Genomic DNA, 18,312 nt, shown 5'->3' with positions numbered 1-18,312 from the left:
GGCGCCTGGGCGCTCGTCAGCTGGTGCGGTTGTAGATCGCCGTGCCGGGGCACGCCGTGTAGCCGAGACGGGTGGCGCAGCCGGAGTACTGGCTGGAGCCGTTCCACCATGTCCAGCCGCCGATGGTGCGGCCGTTCAGCCAGGTGTAGTTGCCGACATAGTTGGCGTCGTACGTGCGCAGACTCCAGTGCACGTGGGCCCCGGTTGCGGAACCGCCGGCACACGTGTCGGTACCGATGGTGCCGAGCAGGGCACTGCTGGAGATCGCCGTGCCGTTGTAGTAGGTCGCGTTCGACATGTGGTAATAGTCCGTGGAGAAGCCGCCGGGGTGGATCACCCGGGTCCAGCCGCCGCCGGGGCCGCACATCGAGGTCGCCGTGCCCTCACGGGACGAACGGACTCGCCCGCTGGCGTTGCCACCGGCGAAGTCGAGGGCGCTCCAGTAGCCGGTCGCGCTGTCGTGGGAGTGCGGGCCACCGGTCAGGGTCATGTAGTAGTCGGGCATCCAGGGCAACAGCAGCCCGTTGGTGTTGGCCAGGGCCCCAGTCGGCGACGCCTGCGTCTCAGGTGTCGCCTTGTGCTCGGCGTACGCCGTCATGGTTCGCCGTTCCGCCTTGCCGACCAGCGGGGACCGGGCCACGTGGTCCGCGAACTCGGGGTCGCCTTCGAGGCCCGAGATCCACCGCCCGTCCTTACGGTGGGCTATGTAGAGCCAGCCCTCCGGCTCGCCGTGCTGCGCGCGCGATGCCTCCACGTAGGCAACGCCACGGGCCCAGTCACGCGAGACGGTGCGTACGTCGACGACCACCTTGCGGCCCTCGTCGGCGAACTTGGCGACGGCGGCGTCGGGGGCGAGTCCCCGTGCGTCGTGGGACCGGGAGAGGACGTCCATGGAGACGGCGTCGACCAGTGCCTCGCGGTCGGTGCCGAGACGGTCGGCGACGATGCCGGACATCTTCGCGGTGACACCTGGGGACGGCGACTCGGCGGCGGCTACGGGAATCGTGGACGAGTCCCGATCGGCCGCCGGCGCCGAAGGCGCGGTCGCGAGCAGACCGGTGAGGGCAAGGGCGGTGACGGTGATTCTCATGGACAGTGCGGACAGCATGGGCGGTGTTCCTTCCGCGAGGGAGAAAGGCCTGTCGGCGGGCGGGCGGACGACCGGGACCGAAGAAGCCGTTCGCGCCGTTGGTTGCTTCCGGGCTTGCCGGGCGAGCTGGGGGAGCGAGTGCGGACCGACGCCGGGGCCGGCGGGGTCACGGTCACCCAGAGATGACGGTCCGTATTCTCTGGAGGCGCCGAGGAAGGGCGCTCCCAGGTGATGTCGCGGGTGTTCAGCCCGCCACGGGCGGAGTGAACCTGCCTCTGTGTACCGGTCTGACCCGACCCCCCGATTTTGACGTGCACCTGACCGAGTGTGGTGTCGTGGGTCAACGCGTGTCAACCAGGTCAGGACGTCGTCATTCGTCGGCCCAATGACGGTGGAGCGGACGCCGTCGAAGTCCTCCAACAACTCGCTCCCTCGACCCGACAGCCGCTCAGTTGGTACTCCAGTCGTGGATCGCTATGGGCCCTGGTCGTGGGGCTGGCGGCAAGAGCAGGTGGCCGTAGCGGACCATCTGGGTAAGGTCGGGGAAGGCCCATCGCTGCCGCGGCAGGGCCCGGTAGTCCTCCAGCCAGACCAGGGACTCCGGCCGGTACCCCCGCGTGCGCAGTCCGGCATTCGGTCACGTCGCCCTGCCCACCCGCGCTCAGGTGCGCCGTCCGTCGTCGCCTCCGGAACGGCGAGCGGCGCGCCGTCGTAGCCGCAAGGGCAGCGCGTACCAGCAGAGGCCGAACCACAGCATGACCCCGGCGACGAGTCCTTCGGCGAGGACGCCGGGAACCACGAAACGCAGGATCAGCAGCAGCGTGCAGCCGATGGTCAGCGCGAGCAGGACCATGCCGCACATCATCAGGCGACAGGCGGCCTCCACCACGTCGTCCTTCATGCGCTGGCCCGACAGGAAGCGGTGGATGGAGACGGGTGCAATCAGTGAACCCGTGGCCGAAGCGCCGAGGACCACGGTGGTGACGTAGATGACGCGGTCCACCGTCCCCAGTTCCCGGAACAGCGGAGTGAAGGCCACGCTCAGCAGGAAGCCGAAGAGGATCTGCACGCCGGTCTGGGTGACCCGCGTCTCCTGCAGGACCTCGTTCCAGCGGCGGTTGACCCGCTCACGTGGGGACTCCGGCACCTCGGCACCGGACCCCGGGCCGTGGCCGCCGTGATGTGCGCAGCAAGCGGCTTCCTCCTCCTTTGCCGGCCCGGCCGACTGATCCGTCGTTGTCATGGCACCCCTCCCGGTCACAGGCCAACCGCTTGCCCGTCTCCGCCGTCTTCATGCAGGTCAGGGGCGCGGAAGGGCTGATCCGAGTGCTGCGGCCGACGGTGGAGGCCACCTGGCATGACGAGCTTCCACCCAGAAGCGCAGGAGAACGCGGGAGGAGCCTCACCCGCTGGGCGCCGCTGTCCCGGGCCGCGCTCTGCTCTCCGTCCCACCTGACGGGTGCTGAAAACGTCTGAGCGGGACACACGTAAGGCGGGACAGGTTCACTCGACGGCGCGCACGACATGACGTCGCGTGACGGAAGGGACGAGGTGGGTGATGCGTGCAGTGACCGTGCGGCCCGGCCAGAAGGACTCCCTGGAGGTACGGGACGTGCCTGACCCCGCCCCGGCTGTCGGCGAGCTGCTGGTGCAGGGCCTGGCAGTGGGGGTGTGCGGAACGGACAGGGAGATCGTCCGGGGGGAGTACGGCTGGGCTCCGCCGGGCCGCGAACGGCTGGTCCTGGGGCACGAGTCCCTCGGGCGGGTGCGGCAGGCGCCGCACGGCAGCGGGTTCTCGGCCGGTGACCTCGTTGCCGGGGTGGTGCGTCGGCCGGACCCCGAGCCGTGCGGGGCCTGCGCCCGGGGTGAGTTCGACATGTGCCGCAACGGCCGCTACACCGAACGCGGTATCAAGGACATCGACGGTTATGGCGCACAGGTGTGGTGTGTGGAAGCCGACTATGCGGTGAAGCTGGAGCCGCATCTGCGGCGCGTCGGCGTACTCATGGAACCGGCCACCGTGGTGGCGAAGGCGTGGGAGCAGGTGGAGCGAGTCGGAGGCCGTTCGTGGTTCGAGCCGCGACGCGCACTGGTGATGGGGGCGGGGCCCATCGGTCTACTGGCCGCCCTCCTGGGGGCACAGCGCGGGCTGGAGGTGCATGTCCTCGACCGGGTGACCGAAGGACTCAAGCCTGTACTGGTCCGGGAGTTGGGTGCCGCCTACCACACGGAGGAGGCCGAGCGGGTCGTCTCCGCCGTCTGCCCGGACGTCGTCATCGAAGCCACGGGCGCGAACGAGCCCGTCCTCGCCTCGCTGACGGGCACCGCACCCTACGCAGTGGTATGCCTGACCGGTGTGTCACCCGCCGGCCGCAGGATGACCGTGGACGCCGGCGCCATCAACCGGGAGATCGTGCTGCAGAACGACGCTGTGGTGGGCTCGGTCAACGCCAACCTGCGTCACTACCGTCAGGCCGCTGACGCCCTGGCCGAAGCCGACCTGTCATGGCTTGAACGGATGATCACACGGCGGGTGCCGCTGGAGCGCGCGACAGAGGCGTTCACACCACAACCCGACGACGTCAAGGTGGTCGTCGACCTCTAGGCGGCACTCATCCGAAGGAAGGACTTGGATGTCTCACCACACCGCTCACCTGGTCGTCGTCATGGGGGTGTCGGGCTCGGGAAAGACCACGGTGGGCCAGCTGCTCGCACGGCACCTAGATGTCCCGTACGCCGAAGGGGACGACTTCCACCCCGCAGCCAATGTGGCGAAAATGCGAGCGGGCGAACCTCTCGACGACGAGGACCGCCGTCCCTGGCTGGATGAGGTCGCGCGGTGGCTGGCCGGACATGCGGACAGCGGAGGAGTGGTGACGTGCTCGGCGCTCAAGCGCCGCTACCGTGACCGCCTGACCACTGCCGCGCCGAACGTGTTCTTTCTCCACCTCGAAGGCTCGCCTGAGCTGATCGCCGCACGGATCACCGCACGACAGGGCCACTTCATGACGCCCGACCTGCTCCGTACACAATTCGCCGACCTCGACCCCCTGGGCGACGACGAAGCGGGCGCGGCCATTCCGGTCGACGGTACGCCCCAGGACACCGCCGCCCTCGCCAGAGCGGCCGTCACCTCGACCTGACCGCTCACGCCGGGGTGCGCCGGCGGTCGAGCACACAAGACCGCCACTGCCGCGTGAGGCGAGGAGGCGCCGCTGCACTCCCAGCCGCGCCCGGCGGCGCCGTCAGAGCGGCGCGCGCGGCAGCGCCGGAGCGGTGTTTGTCAGAGCCGAAGGAACGACCCGTTCCGGCCCTCTTGTATGTGCTATGCCTTACACCATAAGTTACCGGCAGGTATCTTGTGGGGAGAGTCGCCGACGCAACCGTGAGGAAGGGGGAGGCCCTCACGGCCCTCTTCCTGCGGCACGGCCTGACCGGGGAACGCAGCCGTCGGTTCGGCACGTTCATCGTCGCCGCGGCCGAAGGCGGTGATCATGTGCCGGGCCGATCAGAGCACCGCGCCGATCGAGGCGACTGCCGCCGAAATCCACGACCTGCTCCGCTACGCCCTGCGCGACCGCCGCGGTGCCGAACCCGAGCCCCGGCCGTGGCCCGCCCCGCCGCTTCACCTCCATAGCTCGAAGGAGCCACCATGCACTCGCTCGACCGCCACGACAACGTCTTCGTCCTCGACCTCGGAGACGGAGAGAACCGCTTCCACCCCGACTGGCTCACCGGCGTCAATGCCGCACTCGACGAGGTGGACAAGGCGGAAGGCCCCCGCGCCCTGGTCACCACCGCCACCGGTAAGTTCTACTCCAACGGGCTCGACCTGGACTGGCTGTTCGCCCACGCCGACCAGCACCAGGACTACGTCGTCTCCGTTCATGGACTGTTCGCGAGGCTGCTGTCGCTGCCGGTCGTCACGGTGGCAGCGCTGCAAGGGCACGCCTTCGCCGCCGGCGCGATGTTCTCCCTCGCCCACGACTTCCGCGTGATGCGCGCCGACCGTGGCTACTGGTGCCTGCCCGAAGCGGACATCAACATCCCCTTCACCCCCGGCATGGCCGCGCTCATCCAGTCCCGGCTGGCCCCGCAGACCGCACACGAGTCCATGCTCACCGCCCGCCGCTACGGCGGCACCGACGCCGCCGCCGCCGGCATCGTCGACCAGGCGGTCAGCGAGGACGCCGTGCGCTCCACCGCCATCGAGATCGCCCAGGCGCAGGTGAACAAGGCCGGCGACACCCTCGGCACCATCAAGACCCGCATGTACGCGCCCGTCCTGACCACCCTGCGCGACACCAGCAACCCCCTCGGCTGAGCCGGAACCTCACGGACCCGGGCTGAGCCCGGGGCACGGGACGTCGCGCAACCGGAGATTCGCGCTGAGCGCCGCGTCCGAGGACGTCTCGTGCAGGTCCGCACATTCTCGGCCAGGTCCGTGCGGGCATCAGCGGGGCGGGGGATAGGTCAGAGAGCCGTTGCTGACCTGCGCATGGGGAGTCAGGGCGGCCGGTTTCGCCGACGTGTTCGACATGATGTGTACGACCTCCACGCCGGAGACGATCAACGCGTCCGTGATCAACCGACGATGGCACCGCCACGGCACCGCTTCACTGCACATGATCGCGGGCCGTTCGTGCCCAGCCAGTTCCCGCAGTTCGGCGAGCCCTTTCGCGAACGCGTCGGTGCCCATGTAGTCGGCGTAGTCACGGAACGCCTTGACCTGCCATGCTCCGTTCACGCTCGGCACACCTTTCGGCGTGTGACGTCGGCCCCCCAGTTCGCGGATCCAGCGGTACCCGATGTCGGGTGGCAAGGCGTCGACGACGGCCGACTGGTTCCACTGCGGGTGCTTCCTGGACGCAGGGAACGACCGGACGTCGACCAGGCAGGTGACCCCGTTCCCTCGCAGCAGGCCGAGCACCTCGTCGAAGCTGCGTGTCGAGTGCCCGATCGTGAAGACGCGGTCCGTCATCGCTCTGCCCCGCACATTCCGCCGCCTCGAACATTCCGCCAGGGAGACCCGTACCGACTACACCTTCGTCAGGGCTCCCCCCTTGTGCATGGCGACGTGGTCGGTCTTGTCACTCTTGATCTCGTACTGGGGATCCTCCTTCGAGCAGCGACGCGTGTGCCCCTTGTACTGCACGTCGTGCGTGTGCTTCCTGACGATGACGCCCTCGACGAATCCGGCCTCGGAGTTCCACCGCACGTGGTCTCCAACGGCGAATTGCTCCGTCATCCCAGTCCCTCTCACTCTGCTCGCCCCGACTGCGTGACCCGCAGGACGCCTCGGAAGATCATGTCGTGCCGGGTTCCCCTGGCCACGATGCCCAATCGCCAGGACACAGTCCATGCCACCCGCTCCGTGGCATGCGCCGGTGGAAAGAACTCGTTGTCGCGGTCACGGGCTCCGCTCACGCCGTCGGTGTACAGCAGCAGACGGTCGCCGGCCACGAACGGTCAGCTGCCGGGCTCACCGACAGGGGGGAGACCGGACGAGTCGGCAGCAACGGCTTCGCACCGCGGCCAGGCGATCCACTCCCGCGGGTACCGTACGAACACCGCTGAGCGCCCGCCGAGCAGTGTGAACCCGGCGGGGACGGCTCCTCCGGCGGGACGATGCCGGCCGCCGGAGGAGCCTCGGAGCCGGACGCCGGACGGGCTCAGCAGCCGCCGCAGTTGTAGTACAGGACGTCCCAGTGGTTGCCCTCGTCGGCGTAGATGTTGCCGGAGCCGGAGCGCCACTGCGGGGAACCGTCGCCACGCAGGCCGATGTAGGTGAAGTTGTTCTTGATGTAGTTCCCGACGCAGGTGTACTTGCTGTAGTCGAGCTTGTAGCCGTTCCAGTGCGAGTACGTACCGGAGGCGTGCCCGGTTTCGGTGCCGCCGGTGATGTTCAAGGCGCAGCCGCTGGCCCGCTTGAGGGTCTGCGCGCCCTGGGCCGTGGCCAGATTCAGTTGCTCGAAGGATGTGCAGGTGGAGTTGTTGCGGTTGGAACAGTTGCCGGACGACGACCAGGTGATGCCGACCTCACGGAACATCGAGGTCGCGGTGGCGTGACTGATCTTGGTGACGGCGAAGGCCTCGCCGGCGGTGCCGACCACGGCGACGCCGGGGGCGATGACGAGGGCGAGAGCGGTCAGGACCGAGCGGAGCTTCAGGGCCTTGAGGGTCTTCATGTGGGACCTTCCTGCGGCGTGGGCCATGATTCCTGGGGACGGCTGTGCAGGCGGTGCAGACAGATGATGCCCGCGGTCTACGCGCGTCGGCCAGAGGACAAAACGGAATGCCCGCCGTCGCCCGGGTGGGAGCCGCCGACCGGGCGGAAGCCGGCCCCGGGCATCGGGCGCGGGGACCGGCCACGTACTTCGGTCGCGTCGTCTGAAGGCGCCGTCGGCTTCCGCCGGGGCGCGGTGAGGTACCTCGCCACCACGGAGGGAGCCGGACACGGAGGCCGAGGCGGACGTGCCCGCCGGTCATCAGTGCTTGGTGACCGGACCCGGCCACGCGGTTCGTCGCCCTCGCCTTCGTGCCCGCGGGCGGAAAACCGACGGATGCTCGCGTGCCGCGATGAGTCCTGCCGTGTCCGGCGGTCGTACTGTCGAGCCAGTACCAAGGAGGACGACTGATGCGCAGCGTGACCTATTCGATGAACGTCTCGCTCGACGGCTACATCGTCGGACCGGACGGCGGCTTCGACTGGACGGCGCCCGATCCGGAGGTCTTCCGCTTCTGGATCGACGAGATTCGACAGGTCGACGTCCACCTGTTGGGACGACGGCTGTACGAGACGATGCTGTACTGGGAGACCGCCGGCCAGGAGGCACCGCTCGACGACGCGGAGCTCGAGTGGGCCGCGCTCTGGAAGCCGCTCCCCAAGGTGGTGTTCTCCACCACGCTGTCGGCGGTGCAGGGCAATGCCCGCCTGGCCTCCGGCGGGCTTGCCGAGGAGATCGAACGGTTGCGAGCCGAGCCGGGGGAGGGCGAGATCGCGATCGGCGGCGCGACTCTCGCCGCCGAGGCGGCCGCGTCGGGTCTGATCGACGAGTACCGGGCCATGGTCTACCCGGTGCTGGTGGGCGGTGGCATTCCGTTCTTCCCCCGGCACGAGCGCCGGGTGGATCTCGAACTCGTCGGGACCCGCACCTTCAGCTCGAGATTCGTCCACCTCCACTACCGCGTCGCTCATGGCTCGGGAACGATGACCCGCTGAGCGATCTCGGCCGAGGTGACGAGGGTCGCGGCGAGCCGGTGGCCGACCCCGACCGGCACCGTCGTGAGGGTGACCGCGACGGCGGCGAAGGCTTCGGAGTCGGCGAAGCGGTCCGGCGCCACCCCTGCCGATGACCACGGGCAGTGGCAGGGGCAGCATCTCGGCGAGATGGCCGTTGCGAATCTTCCGGTCGAGTGGGTGACGGCGATCTGCTCGACGCGGACCTTGATCTGACCGAGGTCCCACCTCAGGCTCGGGTATGTCCGTCAGGCTCAGAGCCTGGCCTCGTGGGCGTTGAGGGTGCAGGAGCACAGGGTCGTGTCGCCTTGTGCGCAGGCGCCGGCGTCGTCGTTCAGAGCACCGGCAGGGTGCCGGCGAGCGTCGGGTAGTCGGTGTAGCCCTGGTGGTCGCCGCCGTAGGCCTTGCTCAGATCAGGTTCGGCGAGTTCGGCTTCGGCCGCGAGCCGGGCGACCAGGTCCGGGTTGGAGATGTACAGCCGGCCGAAGGAGACGGCGTCGGCCTGGCCGCTGGTGACGAGGCCGAGGCGGCGTGTCTGCCCGGCCGTGTCGCCGTCGGCCGCGTTGAGGATGAAGGTGCCGGACCAAGCGGCGCGCAGCGCCGGCGTCAGGGAAGTGTCACCCGCCTCCACGAGGTGGAGGTAGGCCAGTCCGATCGTGTCGAGCTCGGTGACCAACAGGGGATAGAGCGTGGAGTGGTCGTCCTCGGTGGTGTCTCCCAGGCCGTTGGCGGGGGAGAGCCGTATGCCGGTGCGGTCGGCGCCGATGGCCGCCCCGACGGCCCGGGTGACCTCCAGGGCGAAGCGGATCCGGTTCTCGGGCGAACCGCCCCAGCGGTCGGTGCGCTGGTTGGCGTTGGTGGCCAGGAACTGGTGGAGCAGGTAACCGTTGGCGCCGTGGATCTCGACGCCGTCGAATCCGGCGGCGACGGCGTTGCCTGCCGCGTCGGCGAAGTGGGAGATCGTCGCGGTGATCTGCTCCTCCGTCAGTTCGTCGGGCACGACATGCTCCTGCGGCCCAGTCGGAGTGAAGATCTGGCCGGCCGCCTTGACGGGCGACGGGCCGACGGGGGTGAGCGCCCCGTGACCGACGGCCTCCGTGGTGCTCGGGTGGCCGATGCGGCCGGTGTGCATGAGCTGGGCGACGATCGTCCCGCCGGCCGCGTGAACGCCGTCGGTCACCTGCTGCCACGCGGCGACCTGCTCGGCCGAGTGCAGACCAGGTGTGAAGGGGTAGCCCTGGCCGATCGCGGACGGCTGGATGCCCTCGGTGATGACCAGACCGGCGGAGGCGCGCTGGGCATAGTAGGTCGCCGTGTCGGCCGTGGGCAGTGTGCCGTTCGCGCGGCTGCGGGTCATCGGGGCCATCACGACCCGGTTGTGCAGCTTCAGGCTGCCGGCGACCACGGGCTCGAACGCAGTGGACATGGGGTTCTCCTGATGAGTCGGAACAGTCAGACAGTTAGCCGAACAACTGACCGCACGGAGCCTATTCCTTGTCCGGCCAACTTTTCTCGGGGGTACGATCACGGCATGCGAGAACGTGCGACAGGGCAGGTCGTGTCCCTGGGAGCGAGACCGGTCAGCCATGCGATCTTCCGGGTGGCCCGGCTTCACAAGGCGCTCGCGGGCAGGCTGCTGCGGGAGAGCGGGCTGCATCCGGGGCAGGAACTCGTGCTGATGGTCCTGTGGAGCCAGGGTCCGCAGCGGCAGGTCGACCTCGTCGAGGCGGTCGATTCGGATGCTCCGACGATGGCGCGCAGCATCTCCCGGATGGAGAAGGCGGGGCTCGTACGCCGCAGCCCGTCGCCCACGGACGGGCGCGCGGTGATCGTCGAGGCGACCGAAGCCGGTTGGGCGCTGCGGGAGAAGGTGGACAGTGCGTGGGCGGAAATGGAGCGGCTGACCACCGCGGGCCTCAGCGCAGCCCAGCAGGCCGAGGTCCTGGCGAACCTCGGCCTGCTGGAATCCGTACTGACGGATGCGGGGAACTGAGCTGCGCGCAGGGCCGGAGGTGACGAGGCCGCGTACGAGATCCGGGGCGGGCCGGGCCGCAGCGACGGCGTCCAGCACCCTCGCAGCCGGTATCGACCGCGACGCCGTTGTCGCCGGATTGACCCTGTCCTGGATTTCGGGCGCGTCGCACGGCAACACCGGAAGCGGCGTGTCTTCCCGTATCACCCAGCACGGGAATCCCCCGCATACGGCAGGAGAGACCCCTCTGTTTGTCTAGACCTATTGTGTCTAGACCTCTTGCACGCCTCAGGATCCGCGGGCTAGGTTTCCCGCTGTTCGGAGTACTTCACGTTTCCTTCAACTCCCTTGCTGAGCAAGGCTGGAAGGAGCATGTCCGCATGCAGGACCGGAGTCTGTCCAGAAGAACCGTTCTCGCCTCCGCGACCGTGGTCGCTGCGAGCGCAACGGGCGTCGTGGGCGGGACGGCCACCCCGGCGGTCGCGCACAAGCGCGACAGCCGCCTCAGGAAGATCATCTCCAGGATGAGCGTCGAGGCGAAGATCGGCCAGCTGTTCGTGCCGTACTTCTACGGCACGTCGGCGACTTCTCCCAGCCAGTTCGACCAGGACCGCAACCTCAGGGAACTCGGCGTCCGCACCGTGGCCGAGCTCATCGCCAAGTACCACATCGGCGGTGTCATCTACTTCTCCGGCTGGACGAACAACATCCAAAACCCCCGTCAGATCGCGGACCTGACGAACGGTGTGCAGCGGGCCTCGCTCGCCCTGCCCACCCCCATCCCGTCCCTGATCTCCATCGACCAGGAGCACGGGGCCAACGTCCGTATCGGCAGCGGCGCCACCCAGCTGCCGGGCGCGATGGCGCTCGGCGCGGGCCGCTCGCTCTCCGACGCGCGCACCGCCGGACGGATATCGGGCAGCGAACTCGCCACCCTGGGCATCCGTCAGAACTTCGCCCCGGTCGCCGACGTCAACGTCAATCCGGCCAACCCCATCATCAACGTCCGCTCCTTCGGCGCCGACGCCCGCGAGGTCGCTCGCATGGTGGCGGCCCAGGTGACGGGTTACCAGCAAGCCGGCGTCGTCGCCTGCGCCAAGCACTTCCCGGGCCACGGGGACACCGGGGAGGACAGCCACACCGGACTGCCCGTCATCACCCACACTCGCGAGGAGTGGGACCGTATCGACGCCCCGCCCTTCAAGGCCGCGATCGCCGCCGGCGTCGACTCGATCATGACCGCGCACCTCCAGGTTCCCGCGCTCGACCCCAGCAACGAACCCGCCACGCTGTCACCCACGATCCTCCAGGGCGTGCTGCGCGACGAACTCGGCTTCGACGGCGTGATCGTCACCGACGCCCTCAACATGCGCGGGGTACGCACCAAGTACGGCGACGACCGCGTGCCCGTCCTCGCCCTCAAGGCCGGCGCCGACCAACTGCTGTTCCCGCCGGACATCGACGTCGCCTACAACGGTGTCCTGGCCGCCGTCCGCAGCGGAGAGATCACAGAGGACCGACTCGACGAGTCGGTCCTGCGCATCCTGCGGGTCAAGGACAAGGTCGGCCTGCTCGGCGGCAGCCCTTACGTCTCCCCGAAGGAAGTCGACCGGGTCGTCGGCGCCCGCAGGCACCGGCTCGCCGCCGCCCGGATCGCCGCCCGCACCACCACCCTGCTGGTCAACGAGGACGAGATGCTCCCGCTGCGCCGCAGGCAGAGGAAGCTGCTCGTGGTCGGCGCCAGCCCGGCCTTCCCGACCGACGACACCCGCACCACGGTGCCCGAGCTGGCCAAGGCCTTCGACGAACTGGGCTACAGCACCACCCACCTCGCCACCGGCCGGACGCCCGACGCGGCGAAGATCGACGAGGCCGTGGCCGCCGCACGGGGACGGGACGCGGTGGTGGTCACCACCGACAACGTCGGCGCCACCAGCGCCCAGCGCACCCTGGTGTCCAGCCTGCTCGCGACGGGCATCCCCGTCGTCCACCTCGCGGTGCGCAACCCCTACGACATCGCACACCTCGGCGACGTCCCGGCCTCACTGGTCTCCTACTGCTGGACCGAGGTCGAACTGCGTGCCGCCGCCCGGGTGATCGCCGGCCGGGTCGAGCCGCGCGGCAAACTGCCCGTGCCCATCCAGCGGGTCGACGACCCGACCAGGGTCCTCTTCCGCTCCGGGCACGGCCTGTCGTACGACGACTGACCTCCGCCCACGCAGCGTTCGGCCCCTGTGTCTCCTGGGTGCGTTCCAGGGTCGTCGCAACACAAGTGATCAACTGGCGGTGACCAGCAGCTCGGCAAGGCGCTCGGCCGGGGCTTTCCCCGCCGAGTGTTTTGCGTGGTCGGCAGTTCAGATCGGCGGCCGGAGCGTCCAGTTCTTCATGTCCGGGGGAAGGGGCAGGTGCACGAGGGAGGAGAAATGCTGGATCGCTCGACGAGCCTGCCGATGGGAGGACCTGTGGACCCTGCCAAGGATGAGGTCGGCCTCCCGGTGCCCGGGAATCGTCCGGTACGAGACGGCTACGGTGCCGAATCGGCGATGGCGGCTTCCGAGGTTTTCCAGAGCCGCGCCGCGTTGTCCGCGTTGAAGATACGGGGGTTCGGCCGGATGGGGTCGCCTGGGCCGTGGAGTGCACCGTTGCTCAGCTGGTCGGCCGGCGCCGTGGCGAGTCGTAGCAGGCGTCGGGCCGACTTCTCCGGGCTGATCAGGAACGGCGCGTAGCGGAAGACGAAGCGCAGTGCCGTGTCGCGGCCGATGTCGGTCCGGACCAGGCCGGGATGCAGGCTGAGGCTCAGGATGTCGGGCCAACGCTGCGCCGCCTCCATCGCGAAGAGCACGTTGGCCGCCTTGGACGCCTGGTAGGCGGCTATGCCGCGGTAACGCTGCCCGTCACGGTCCAACTGATCCGGTTCGAGCCGCACTTGGGGGCCGGGACGCACCGAGGTGTTCACGATCCTGCCCCCGCGCAGCCTTTCCCGCAGCAGCTTGCTGAGCAGGAAGTGTCCGAGATGGTTGGCCTGGATGGTGGCCTCGTAGCCGTCCACGGTGCGCCGATAGGACATCGCGACCATGCCGGCGTTGTTAGCCAGCACGTCGATCTTCGGGTACGTGGACAGCAGGTGATCGGCGAGTGCCCGTACGTCGGCCAGCCGTTCGAAGTTGGCCTGGAAATGCCCCGGCTCGGGCCCGCGCCCGGCTGCCCGAACCCGCTCGACGGCGACCGCCAGACGACGCTCATCGCGGCCGACCAGGACGACCCGGTCACCCCGGGCGGCGAGTTGTTCCGCGGCGGCGAGCCCGATGCCCGAACTCGCACCGGTGATCACGATCGTAAGTGGTTCCGTCATGCCGGAAGTTCCTCCCAGGTACCGAGTTGTCCTTTCCCCATGACGTGAAGCGGGCGCCGCGGGTTCATCCGAGCTCGAGAAACCGGACACGGCTTCCTCAGCTGTATCCACCCGGAGGGTCGGCTCCGGCACCGTCGTGCCCGTGCCTTCCCGGCCAGTCGCGAGGGGGATGGCCGTGTCCGGCTGGACCGGGAAGGCGACCCGCGTCGGCCGAGCACGCAGGTGCTGCGTGCCGTTGGCGCCCTCGTACCGGCCGATAGGTCCGGCACCGTGGCGCGGGTCGAGTTCCCGGAACCAGGCCGCCGCCATGAGCACGGGAGTCAACGCACGAGTCTCCTGACCCCACCCACAACGACGAACAGCTCGCCCTCAGACCCGCCAACCGCCCAGTCTCCGAAGGCGACGTCATGCCGAGCCCGAGACGGATCTACTGCTCTCCCCGCTGCAAGAGAAGAGCGCCGCCCACCGGCGGCCTGGCTGCCCACACCTGCCCGATCTGCGAGGGCACCTTCACCGTGAACCCCCGACTCCACCAGATCCACTGCTCACCGGAATGCCGTCGTGAGTCGGTGCCCGGACTCCGCGATCACGGCTGGGTGTCCGGGCCCGGAGGAGCGCGAACGATGCTCGGCCGGGGTCCAGCCCTTCTCCACCACACGGTGGACATCCTCGTGATGGCCGTGGTCGCCGATACGGGAGCGGCGACAGTGGCGATGGCCGGTCATGGCGCGGCCCTCCGCATTGGGTGGCCGCGCGAGCGGTCAACCTCGACGGGGCTTGCGCATCGAGCTGTGCGCTGCGCAGACACCGGTGTTGTCGTCCTCTCCGCTTCCCTTCGCCAGGCGGTGGCGTGTCCTTGAGTGGGAGGGCGGCCCGCTCAGGCCTGACGAGGAGGGTTCGGCCGAGGACAGCGCTCCCGCGGGAGGCGTGTGCGTAGGGCCGCAGGGCAGCCGCCCCACGTGTGGTCAGGCACCCTGATCCGGCCGGCGTTGCTTCGTGGGAGTGAGGTGGGCCAGGCACAGTGAGGGCTCGACGAAGGGGTCCAGCCGGTCCACGTCCAGGGGGGCACGTACTTCCTTCAGCGCACCTCGCATGAGGCCCAGATGGAGGGAACACACAACGTCGCGGTGTTCCACAGCGATTTCCCGGAACGGGCAGTGGTGCAGCGGGAGCACGGGGCCCGGACGGTCCTCGACGGGGCCGGGGGCGAAGCCGACGTCCGCGAGCACTTGGGTCAGCCGCCGGAGGGCCTCCCCGGTGTCGACGGGCTGGGTGGGCGAGGGTGTGTCGGCGAGATAACGGCCCCATGCCTCACCGGCGTTGACCCCGGCCTCCGCCGTTTGCGGGAGCGCCTCGGTAACGAGGCCCGTGAGCATAAGGGCGAGCAGCCGGTAGCTGCGGCGGCCTGCCGGAGCCTGAGGGGAGGTGGTGGCGCGGTAGACGCTGCGGGGCCTGCCCGGCCGGCCCCGCGCCCCGGTGTCGCGCTCGGCGAGTCCCTCCTTGACCAGGGTGTCGAGGTGGAACCGGGCCGTGTTGGTATGCAGCCCCGTCTGCTCGGTGATCTCCCGGACCCCGACCCCTCCGGGCGTGGCGCGCAGCACGTCGAGTACGCGGCCCCGGCTGTCGCCCACGGCGGGAGCGCCTACTGGATCATGCAACGTCCGCTCACTCATGAGATCGATTCTACCCAACGTATGTGGTGTAAACGAGGACGATCCGTTGTTGGGGTGCCGACATCGGATCGATCGGACACTCTTGATCGTGCCCCGAACGGGCCATCTTATTTGTTACAGATATCATTGGTAAAAACTAGTGGCCTCAGGCCATGAGGAGGTGCGCCCATGACTTACGTGATCGCGCAGCCGTGCGTGGACGTGAAGGACAAGGCCTGCGTCGAGGAATGCCCGGTTGACTGCATCTACGAGGGGCAGCGGTCGCTGTACATCCACCCCGACGAATGCGTGGACTGCGGGGCGTGCGAGCCGGTCTGCCCGGTCGAGGCGATCTTCTACGAAGAGGACGTGCCGGCCGAGTGGCAGGAGTACACCCAGGCGAACGTCGAGTTCTTCGACGCTCTCGGGTCGCCGGGCGGTGCGGCAGGAATCGGGTTGATCGAGCGCGACCATCCTCTGATCGCCGCCCTTCCGCCACAGGGGGAGTGAAGGGGATGTGAGCCTGCGTGGGGGGGGGGGGGGGGGCGGGGGGGGGGGGGGGGGGAGGAGGGGGGGGGGGGGGGGGGGGGGGGGGGGGGGGAGAGGGGGGGGGTGGGGGGGGGGGGGGGGGGCGGGGGGGGGGGGGGGGGGGGGGGGGGGGGGAGAGCTCCCCCCCCCCCCCCCTCCCTCTCCCCCCCCCCCCCCCCCCCCCCCCCCCCCCCCACGGCGTGGTGCGTGGTCAGGGCCGGAGCGCCTCGCAGACCCATCCCTCGGGGGTTCGCCCCGTCTCCAGCAGCTCTTGCAACCCGGCCTTCTCCGTCTCGGTCAGGACCCGCTCGGTCTGCGGGTAGAGGATCCGCTCCTCCTTCTGATTGTGAGCGTCCAGTTGCTCCTGGAGCTCCCGCAGGAGGTCCGCGACGGGGCCGTCGCCCGCTTCGCCGCCGAGCGCGTCCAGGATGTTCCACATCTGCCCGTGCTCACGCACCATCACGAACACGGGCATGACCAGACCTCCCGCCCGCAACGGCGGAAAGAGGAACTCCTCCTCCAGATAGATGTGCCGGCGCAGGGCCGCCACCGCGCGAGTGAGCGGTCGAAGGTCGGGCTTGCCGGCGGCGAGCCCGGCGGCGAACCTTTCGATGCCCTCGTCGATCTCGTGATGCTCGCGTTCCAGCGCCTCGGCCACGGTCTCCACACTCATCGGGCGGCACCTTCCTGTCTTCTGCCGTCGTTCCATGACGCCGGCCGGCGTGGTTAGTTTTGACAGGTGATATTGTAAAAACAAGTTGGAGCTGTGCAAAGCCAAGAGGGAGCCGACGATGACCGGACCGAAGGTGCCCGCCCAGCACGCCAGGACGGCCGCCGGGCCGTCCGCGCCCCGGAGCGGGAGTGCGGAGGCGGAGGTGGCCGAGGCGGTCGACCTGCTGGTGCGCGGACTGCGGGCCCTCGGCAAAGCCGGCCAGGTCGAACCCGCCGGCCGGCTGGCCGGCCACGCGTGGGCGGCGCTGCACACCGACCACCCACGCGCCGCCGACCGGATCAACGGTCTGCTCCACTACCTCGCCCGCCTGCCGGGGGGCGAAGTCCCGTTTGTTTCCGTCCCGTCAATCGAGGAGAAGAACATGGCCAGTGCCGTACTGGACGTCCGCCAGGAGATCCCCGCACGCCGACACGAACTGATCTTCACCACCTACGGCGCGCTCGCCGCCGACGAGCAGTTCGTCCTGGTCAACGATCACGACCCGAAGCCGCTGTACTACCAGCTCGCCGCCGAGCACGCCGGCCAGTTCACCTGGGAGTACCTGGAGGAGGGCCCGGAGGTGTGGAAGGTCCGCATCGGGAGGCTCGCCGACTGACTGCCGAACATGTGCGGTCCGAGGGAGTGTCCGGTCTGCGGGCCGGGGACGCCCCGACGCCGGTCCTCTCGGACCGCACGGACCAGAAGACCGGCCTGTCCTGGTCCCGGGCCCATTCTGGCGGCACTGCTCGCGGACGCCATGCCGGGGCCACATCGCGTTCTCACGGTTGGGCGTGCCACCGGGGCCGGTCACACCTGATGCCGGTGACCAGGTCGGGGTGGACCCGTACGACCTGACGCAGCCCTCGTCGGCTCACCAAATGAATGACGGCTCACAGTTGGTCTCCCCTGCCGGCTGGTTCCGGAGGATGCGGCCCGCCACCGTCCTTGATGTCCTGCGCGCAGGTTCGTCTGCTGTGGGACTGGTCATTGGGGATCAATAGCACTCCGGCGACCTGCTCAGGGTGCTCGACGGCGAGCCAGTCGTCGCCCGTGCGGTCACCGTCCGGCCAGAACGCCTGGGACGAATGGACCGTCCGACACCCCAGCGCCACGCGCTCCTTATCGACCGCACAGGCGTCCACTGCGGGGTCCAATCCCTCATCGGCGCCGTCGAAGCGGTAGTGGAAGCGGACCTTGTCACCTTCGGAGGGTACCTGCGGGTGGGGTTCGAGGCGCCAGTCAACGACCTCGGCGGTGACGCCGAGAGGACGCCCGGATGTGTCCTCGACCTGCACCCTGAAACCGGCCTCACCGCGCTCCGCAGTCGTGTCGGTGCAGCCCCAGTGGGAAGAGCAGCCGGTCAGGGCGAGAATCACCAGGGCCGACGGAGCACCGGCAAGTACCCGTGCGGGGAACACTCAGGTGACCTCCAGTCAGGGTGGAGCAGTGTATCCCGGGGCATGGCGGCTGCGGGGGACAGCGACGAGCGTCTGCGGCGGTGAACCATCACCATCACCATCGCCACGGGCCGTAGGGGCTGATCCGCCACCGGAAGGGTGACGCCTTGTGGCCGGAGACGCCGCGTATCGGCCGCGCCCGGTCTGCTCGAGTCAGCCGGTCCGGTCCGGGTGTATGACCGGCTAACGTGCCGGTCATGATCGTGTTGCGCGCTCTCAGGGCTGGAGCCGGCTGCGAAGACGTAGCGAGGTGAGGTCGGCTTCTCGGGCGGGGTGCGTCGTCTTCGGGTGGCTTTGTTCACCAGTTCA

Annotated in this window: 19 protein-coding genes; 8 read left to right on the top strand and 11 right to left on the bottom strand. The window is 69.3% G+C overall.

From position 1 onward, the window contains the following. Positions 1 to 16 precede the first annotated feature (16 nt). Positions 17 to 1,108 (bottom strand): M23 family metallopeptidase, encoded by a 1,092-nt coding sequence (locus ACZ5C2_RS13645; RefSeq protein WP_468789779.1) that lies wholly within the window; start codon positions 1,106 to 1,108, stop codon positions 17 to 19. Positions 1,109 to 1,751: 643 nt separating this feature from the next. Continuing rightward, complete coding sequence (locus ACZ5C2_RS13640; protein ID WP_468789777.1) at positions 1,752 to 2,333, bottom strand: DUF6328 family protein; 582 nt, start codon at positions 2,331 to 2,333, stop codon at positions 1,752 to 1,754. Between the two features lie 315 nt (positions 2,334 to 2,648). Between ACZ5C2_RS13640 and ACZ5C2_RS13635 the strand changes: the two genes are divergently transcribed. The 3 genes from ACZ5C2_RS13635 to ACZ5C2_RS13625 all read left to right on the top strand — a co-directional run bounded on the left by ACZ5C2_RS13635 (position 2,649) and on the right by ACZ5C2_RS13625 (position 5,414). Continuing rightward, on the top strand, positions 2,649 to 3,695 hold the full coding sequence (locus tag ACZ5C2_RS13635; protein WP_468789775.1) for a glucose 1-dehydrogenase: 1,047 nt from the start codon (positions 2,649 to 2,651) through the stop codon (positions 3,693 to 3,695). A gap of 28 nt (positions 3,696 to 3,723) precedes the next feature. Beyond that, the gene (locus ACZ5C2_RS13630) at positions 3,724 to 4,233 is read left to right on the top strand and encodes a gluconokinase (RefSeq protein ID WP_468789773.1); all 510 of its coding nucleotides are present in this window, start codon (positions 3,724 to 3,726) and stop codon (positions 4,231 to 4,233) included. Positions 4,234 to 4,742: 509 nt separating this feature from the next. Further along, positions 4,743 to 5,414 carry an enoyl-CoA hydratase-related protein gene (locus ACZ5C2_RS13625; RefSeq protein WP_468789771.1) on the top strand — a complete coding sequence of 224 codons (672 nt, stop codon included), beginning with the start codon at positions 4,743 to 4,745 and terminating at the stop codon, positions 5,412 to 5,414. Positions 5,415 to 5,543: 129 nt separating this feature from the next. On the opposite strand, the gene ACZ5C2_RS13620 is transcribed toward ACZ5C2_RS13625, so the two are convergent. From ACZ5C2_RS13620 to ACZ5C2_RS13610, 3 genes are all read right to left on the bottom strand, one after another. Next, positions 5,544 to 6,071, bottom strand: coding sequence for a DUF488 domain-containing protein (locus ACZ5C2_RS13620; RefSeq protein ID WP_468789769.1), 528 nt, complete (start codon positions 6,069 to 6,071; stop codon positions 5,544 to 5,546). Positions 6,072 to 6,128: 57 nt separating this feature from the next. Continuing rightward, entirely contained in the window at positions 6,129 to 6,338 is a 210-nt protein-coding gene (locus ACZ5C2_RS13615; RefSeq protein ID WP_468789767.1) for a hypervirulence associated TUDOR domain-containing protein, read from the bottom strand. 424 nt (positions 6,339 to 6,762) lie between these two features. Next, positions 6,763 to 7,278, bottom strand: a complete 516-nt coding sequence (locus ACZ5C2_RS13610) for a hypothetical protein (protein WP_468789765.1) — start codon at positions 7,276 to 7,278, stop codon at positions 6,763 to 6,765. 449 nt (positions 7,279 to 7,727) lie between these two features. Between ACZ5C2_RS13610 and ACZ5C2_RS13605 the strand changes: the two genes are divergently transcribed. Then, positions 7,728 to 8,312, top strand: a complete 585-nt coding sequence (locus ACZ5C2_RS13605; RefSeq protein WP_468789763.1) for a dihydrofolate reductase family protein — start codon at positions 7,728 to 7,730, stop codon at positions 8,310 to 8,312. Here the strand turns inward: ACZ5C2_RS13605 and ACZ5C2_RS13600 are convergent. Together ACZ5C2_RS13600 and ACZ5C2_RS13595 are read right to left on the bottom strand one after the other, a co-directional pair. Beyond that, positions 8,285 to 8,434: a hypothetical protein gene (locus ACZ5C2_RS13600; protein WP_468789761.1), complete on the bottom strand. Its 150-nt coding sequence runs from the start codon at positions 8,432 to 8,434 to the stop codon at positions 8,285 to 8,287. The genes ACZ5C2_RS13605 and ACZ5C2_RS13600 overlap by 28 nt on opposite strands. 230 nt (positions 8,435 to 8,664) lie before the next feature. After that, positions 8,665 to 9,756: an alkene reductase gene (locus tag ACZ5C2_RS13595; RefSeq protein WP_468789759.1), complete on the bottom strand. Its 1,092-nt coding sequence runs from the start codon at positions 9,754 to 9,756 to the stop codon at positions 8,665 to 8,667. A gap of 105 nt (positions 9,757 to 9,861) precedes the next feature. Between ACZ5C2_RS13595 and ACZ5C2_RS13590 the strand changes: the two genes are divergently transcribed. Next, positions 9,862 to 10,323, top strand: coding sequence for a MarR family winged helix-turn-helix transcriptional regulator (locus ACZ5C2_RS13590; RefSeq protein ID WP_468789757.1), 462 nt, complete (start codon positions 9,862 to 9,864; stop codon positions 10,321 to 10,323). A 359-nt stretch (positions 10,324 to 10,682) separates the two neighbouring features. Then, positions 10,683 to 12,509, top strand: coding sequence for a glycoside hydrolase family 3 protein (locus ACZ5C2_RS13585; RefSeq protein ID WP_468789755.1), 1,827 nt, complete (start codon positions 10,683 to 10,685; stop codon positions 12,507 to 12,509). 317 nt (positions 12,510 to 12,826) lie between these two features. On the opposite strand, the gene ACZ5C2_RS13580 is transcribed toward ACZ5C2_RS13585, so the two are convergent. Next, a complete protein-coding gene (locus tag ACZ5C2_RS13580; RefSeq protein WP_468789753.1) occupies positions 12,827 to 13,654 on the bottom strand; it encodes an SDR family NAD(P)-dependent oxidoreductase in 828 nt (275 codons plus the stop codon). A gap of 965 nt (positions 13,655 to 14,619) precedes the next feature. Beyond that, positions 14,620 to 15,327, bottom strand: a complete 708-nt coding sequence (locus tag ACZ5C2_RS13575; protein WP_468789751.1) for a helix-turn-helix transcriptional regulator — start codon at positions 15,325 to 15,327, stop codon at positions 14,620 to 14,622. Positions 15,328 to 15,495: 168 nt separating this feature from the next. Between ACZ5C2_RS13575 and fdxA the strand changes: the two genes are divergently transcribed. Further along, entirely contained in the window at positions 15,496 to 15,816 is a 321-nt protein-coding gene (fdxA, locus tag ACZ5C2_RS13570) for a ferredoxin (RefSeq protein ID WP_468789749.1), read from the top strand. A gap of 229 nt (positions 15,817 to 16,045) precedes the next feature. Here fdxA and ACZ5C2_RS13565 read toward each other — a convergent pair whose 3' ends face one another. After that, complete coding sequence (locus ACZ5C2_RS13565; RefSeq protein WP_468789747.1) at positions 16,046 to 16,507, bottom strand: hemerythrin domain-containing protein; 462 nt, start codon at positions 16,505 to 16,507, stop codon at positions 16,046 to 16,048. 118 nt (positions 16,508 to 16,625) lie between these two features. On the opposite strand from ACZ5C2_RS13565, the gene ACZ5C2_RS13560 reads away from it, so the two are divergent. Next, positions 16,626 to 17,162, top strand: a complete 537-nt coding sequence (locus ACZ5C2_RS13560; RefSeq protein WP_468789745.1) for a DUF2249 domain-containing protein — start codon at positions 16,626 to 16,628, stop codon at positions 17,160 to 17,162. 274 nt (positions 17,163 to 17,436) lie between these two features. On the opposite strand, the gene ACZ5C2_RS13555 is transcribed toward ACZ5C2_RS13560, so the two are convergent. Continuing rightward, positions 17,437 to 17,964, bottom strand: coding sequence for a hypothetical protein (locus tag ACZ5C2_RS13555; protein ID WP_468789743.1), 528 nt, complete (start codon positions 17,962 to 17,964; stop codon positions 17,437 to 17,439). Between the last annotated feature and the right edge of the window lie 348 nt (positions 17,965 to 18,312).

The sequence above is a fragment of the Streptomyces sp. NPDC031365 genome (assembly GCF_055569765.1).
This window is presented reverse-complemented; position numbering and strand designations above follow the sequence as displayed.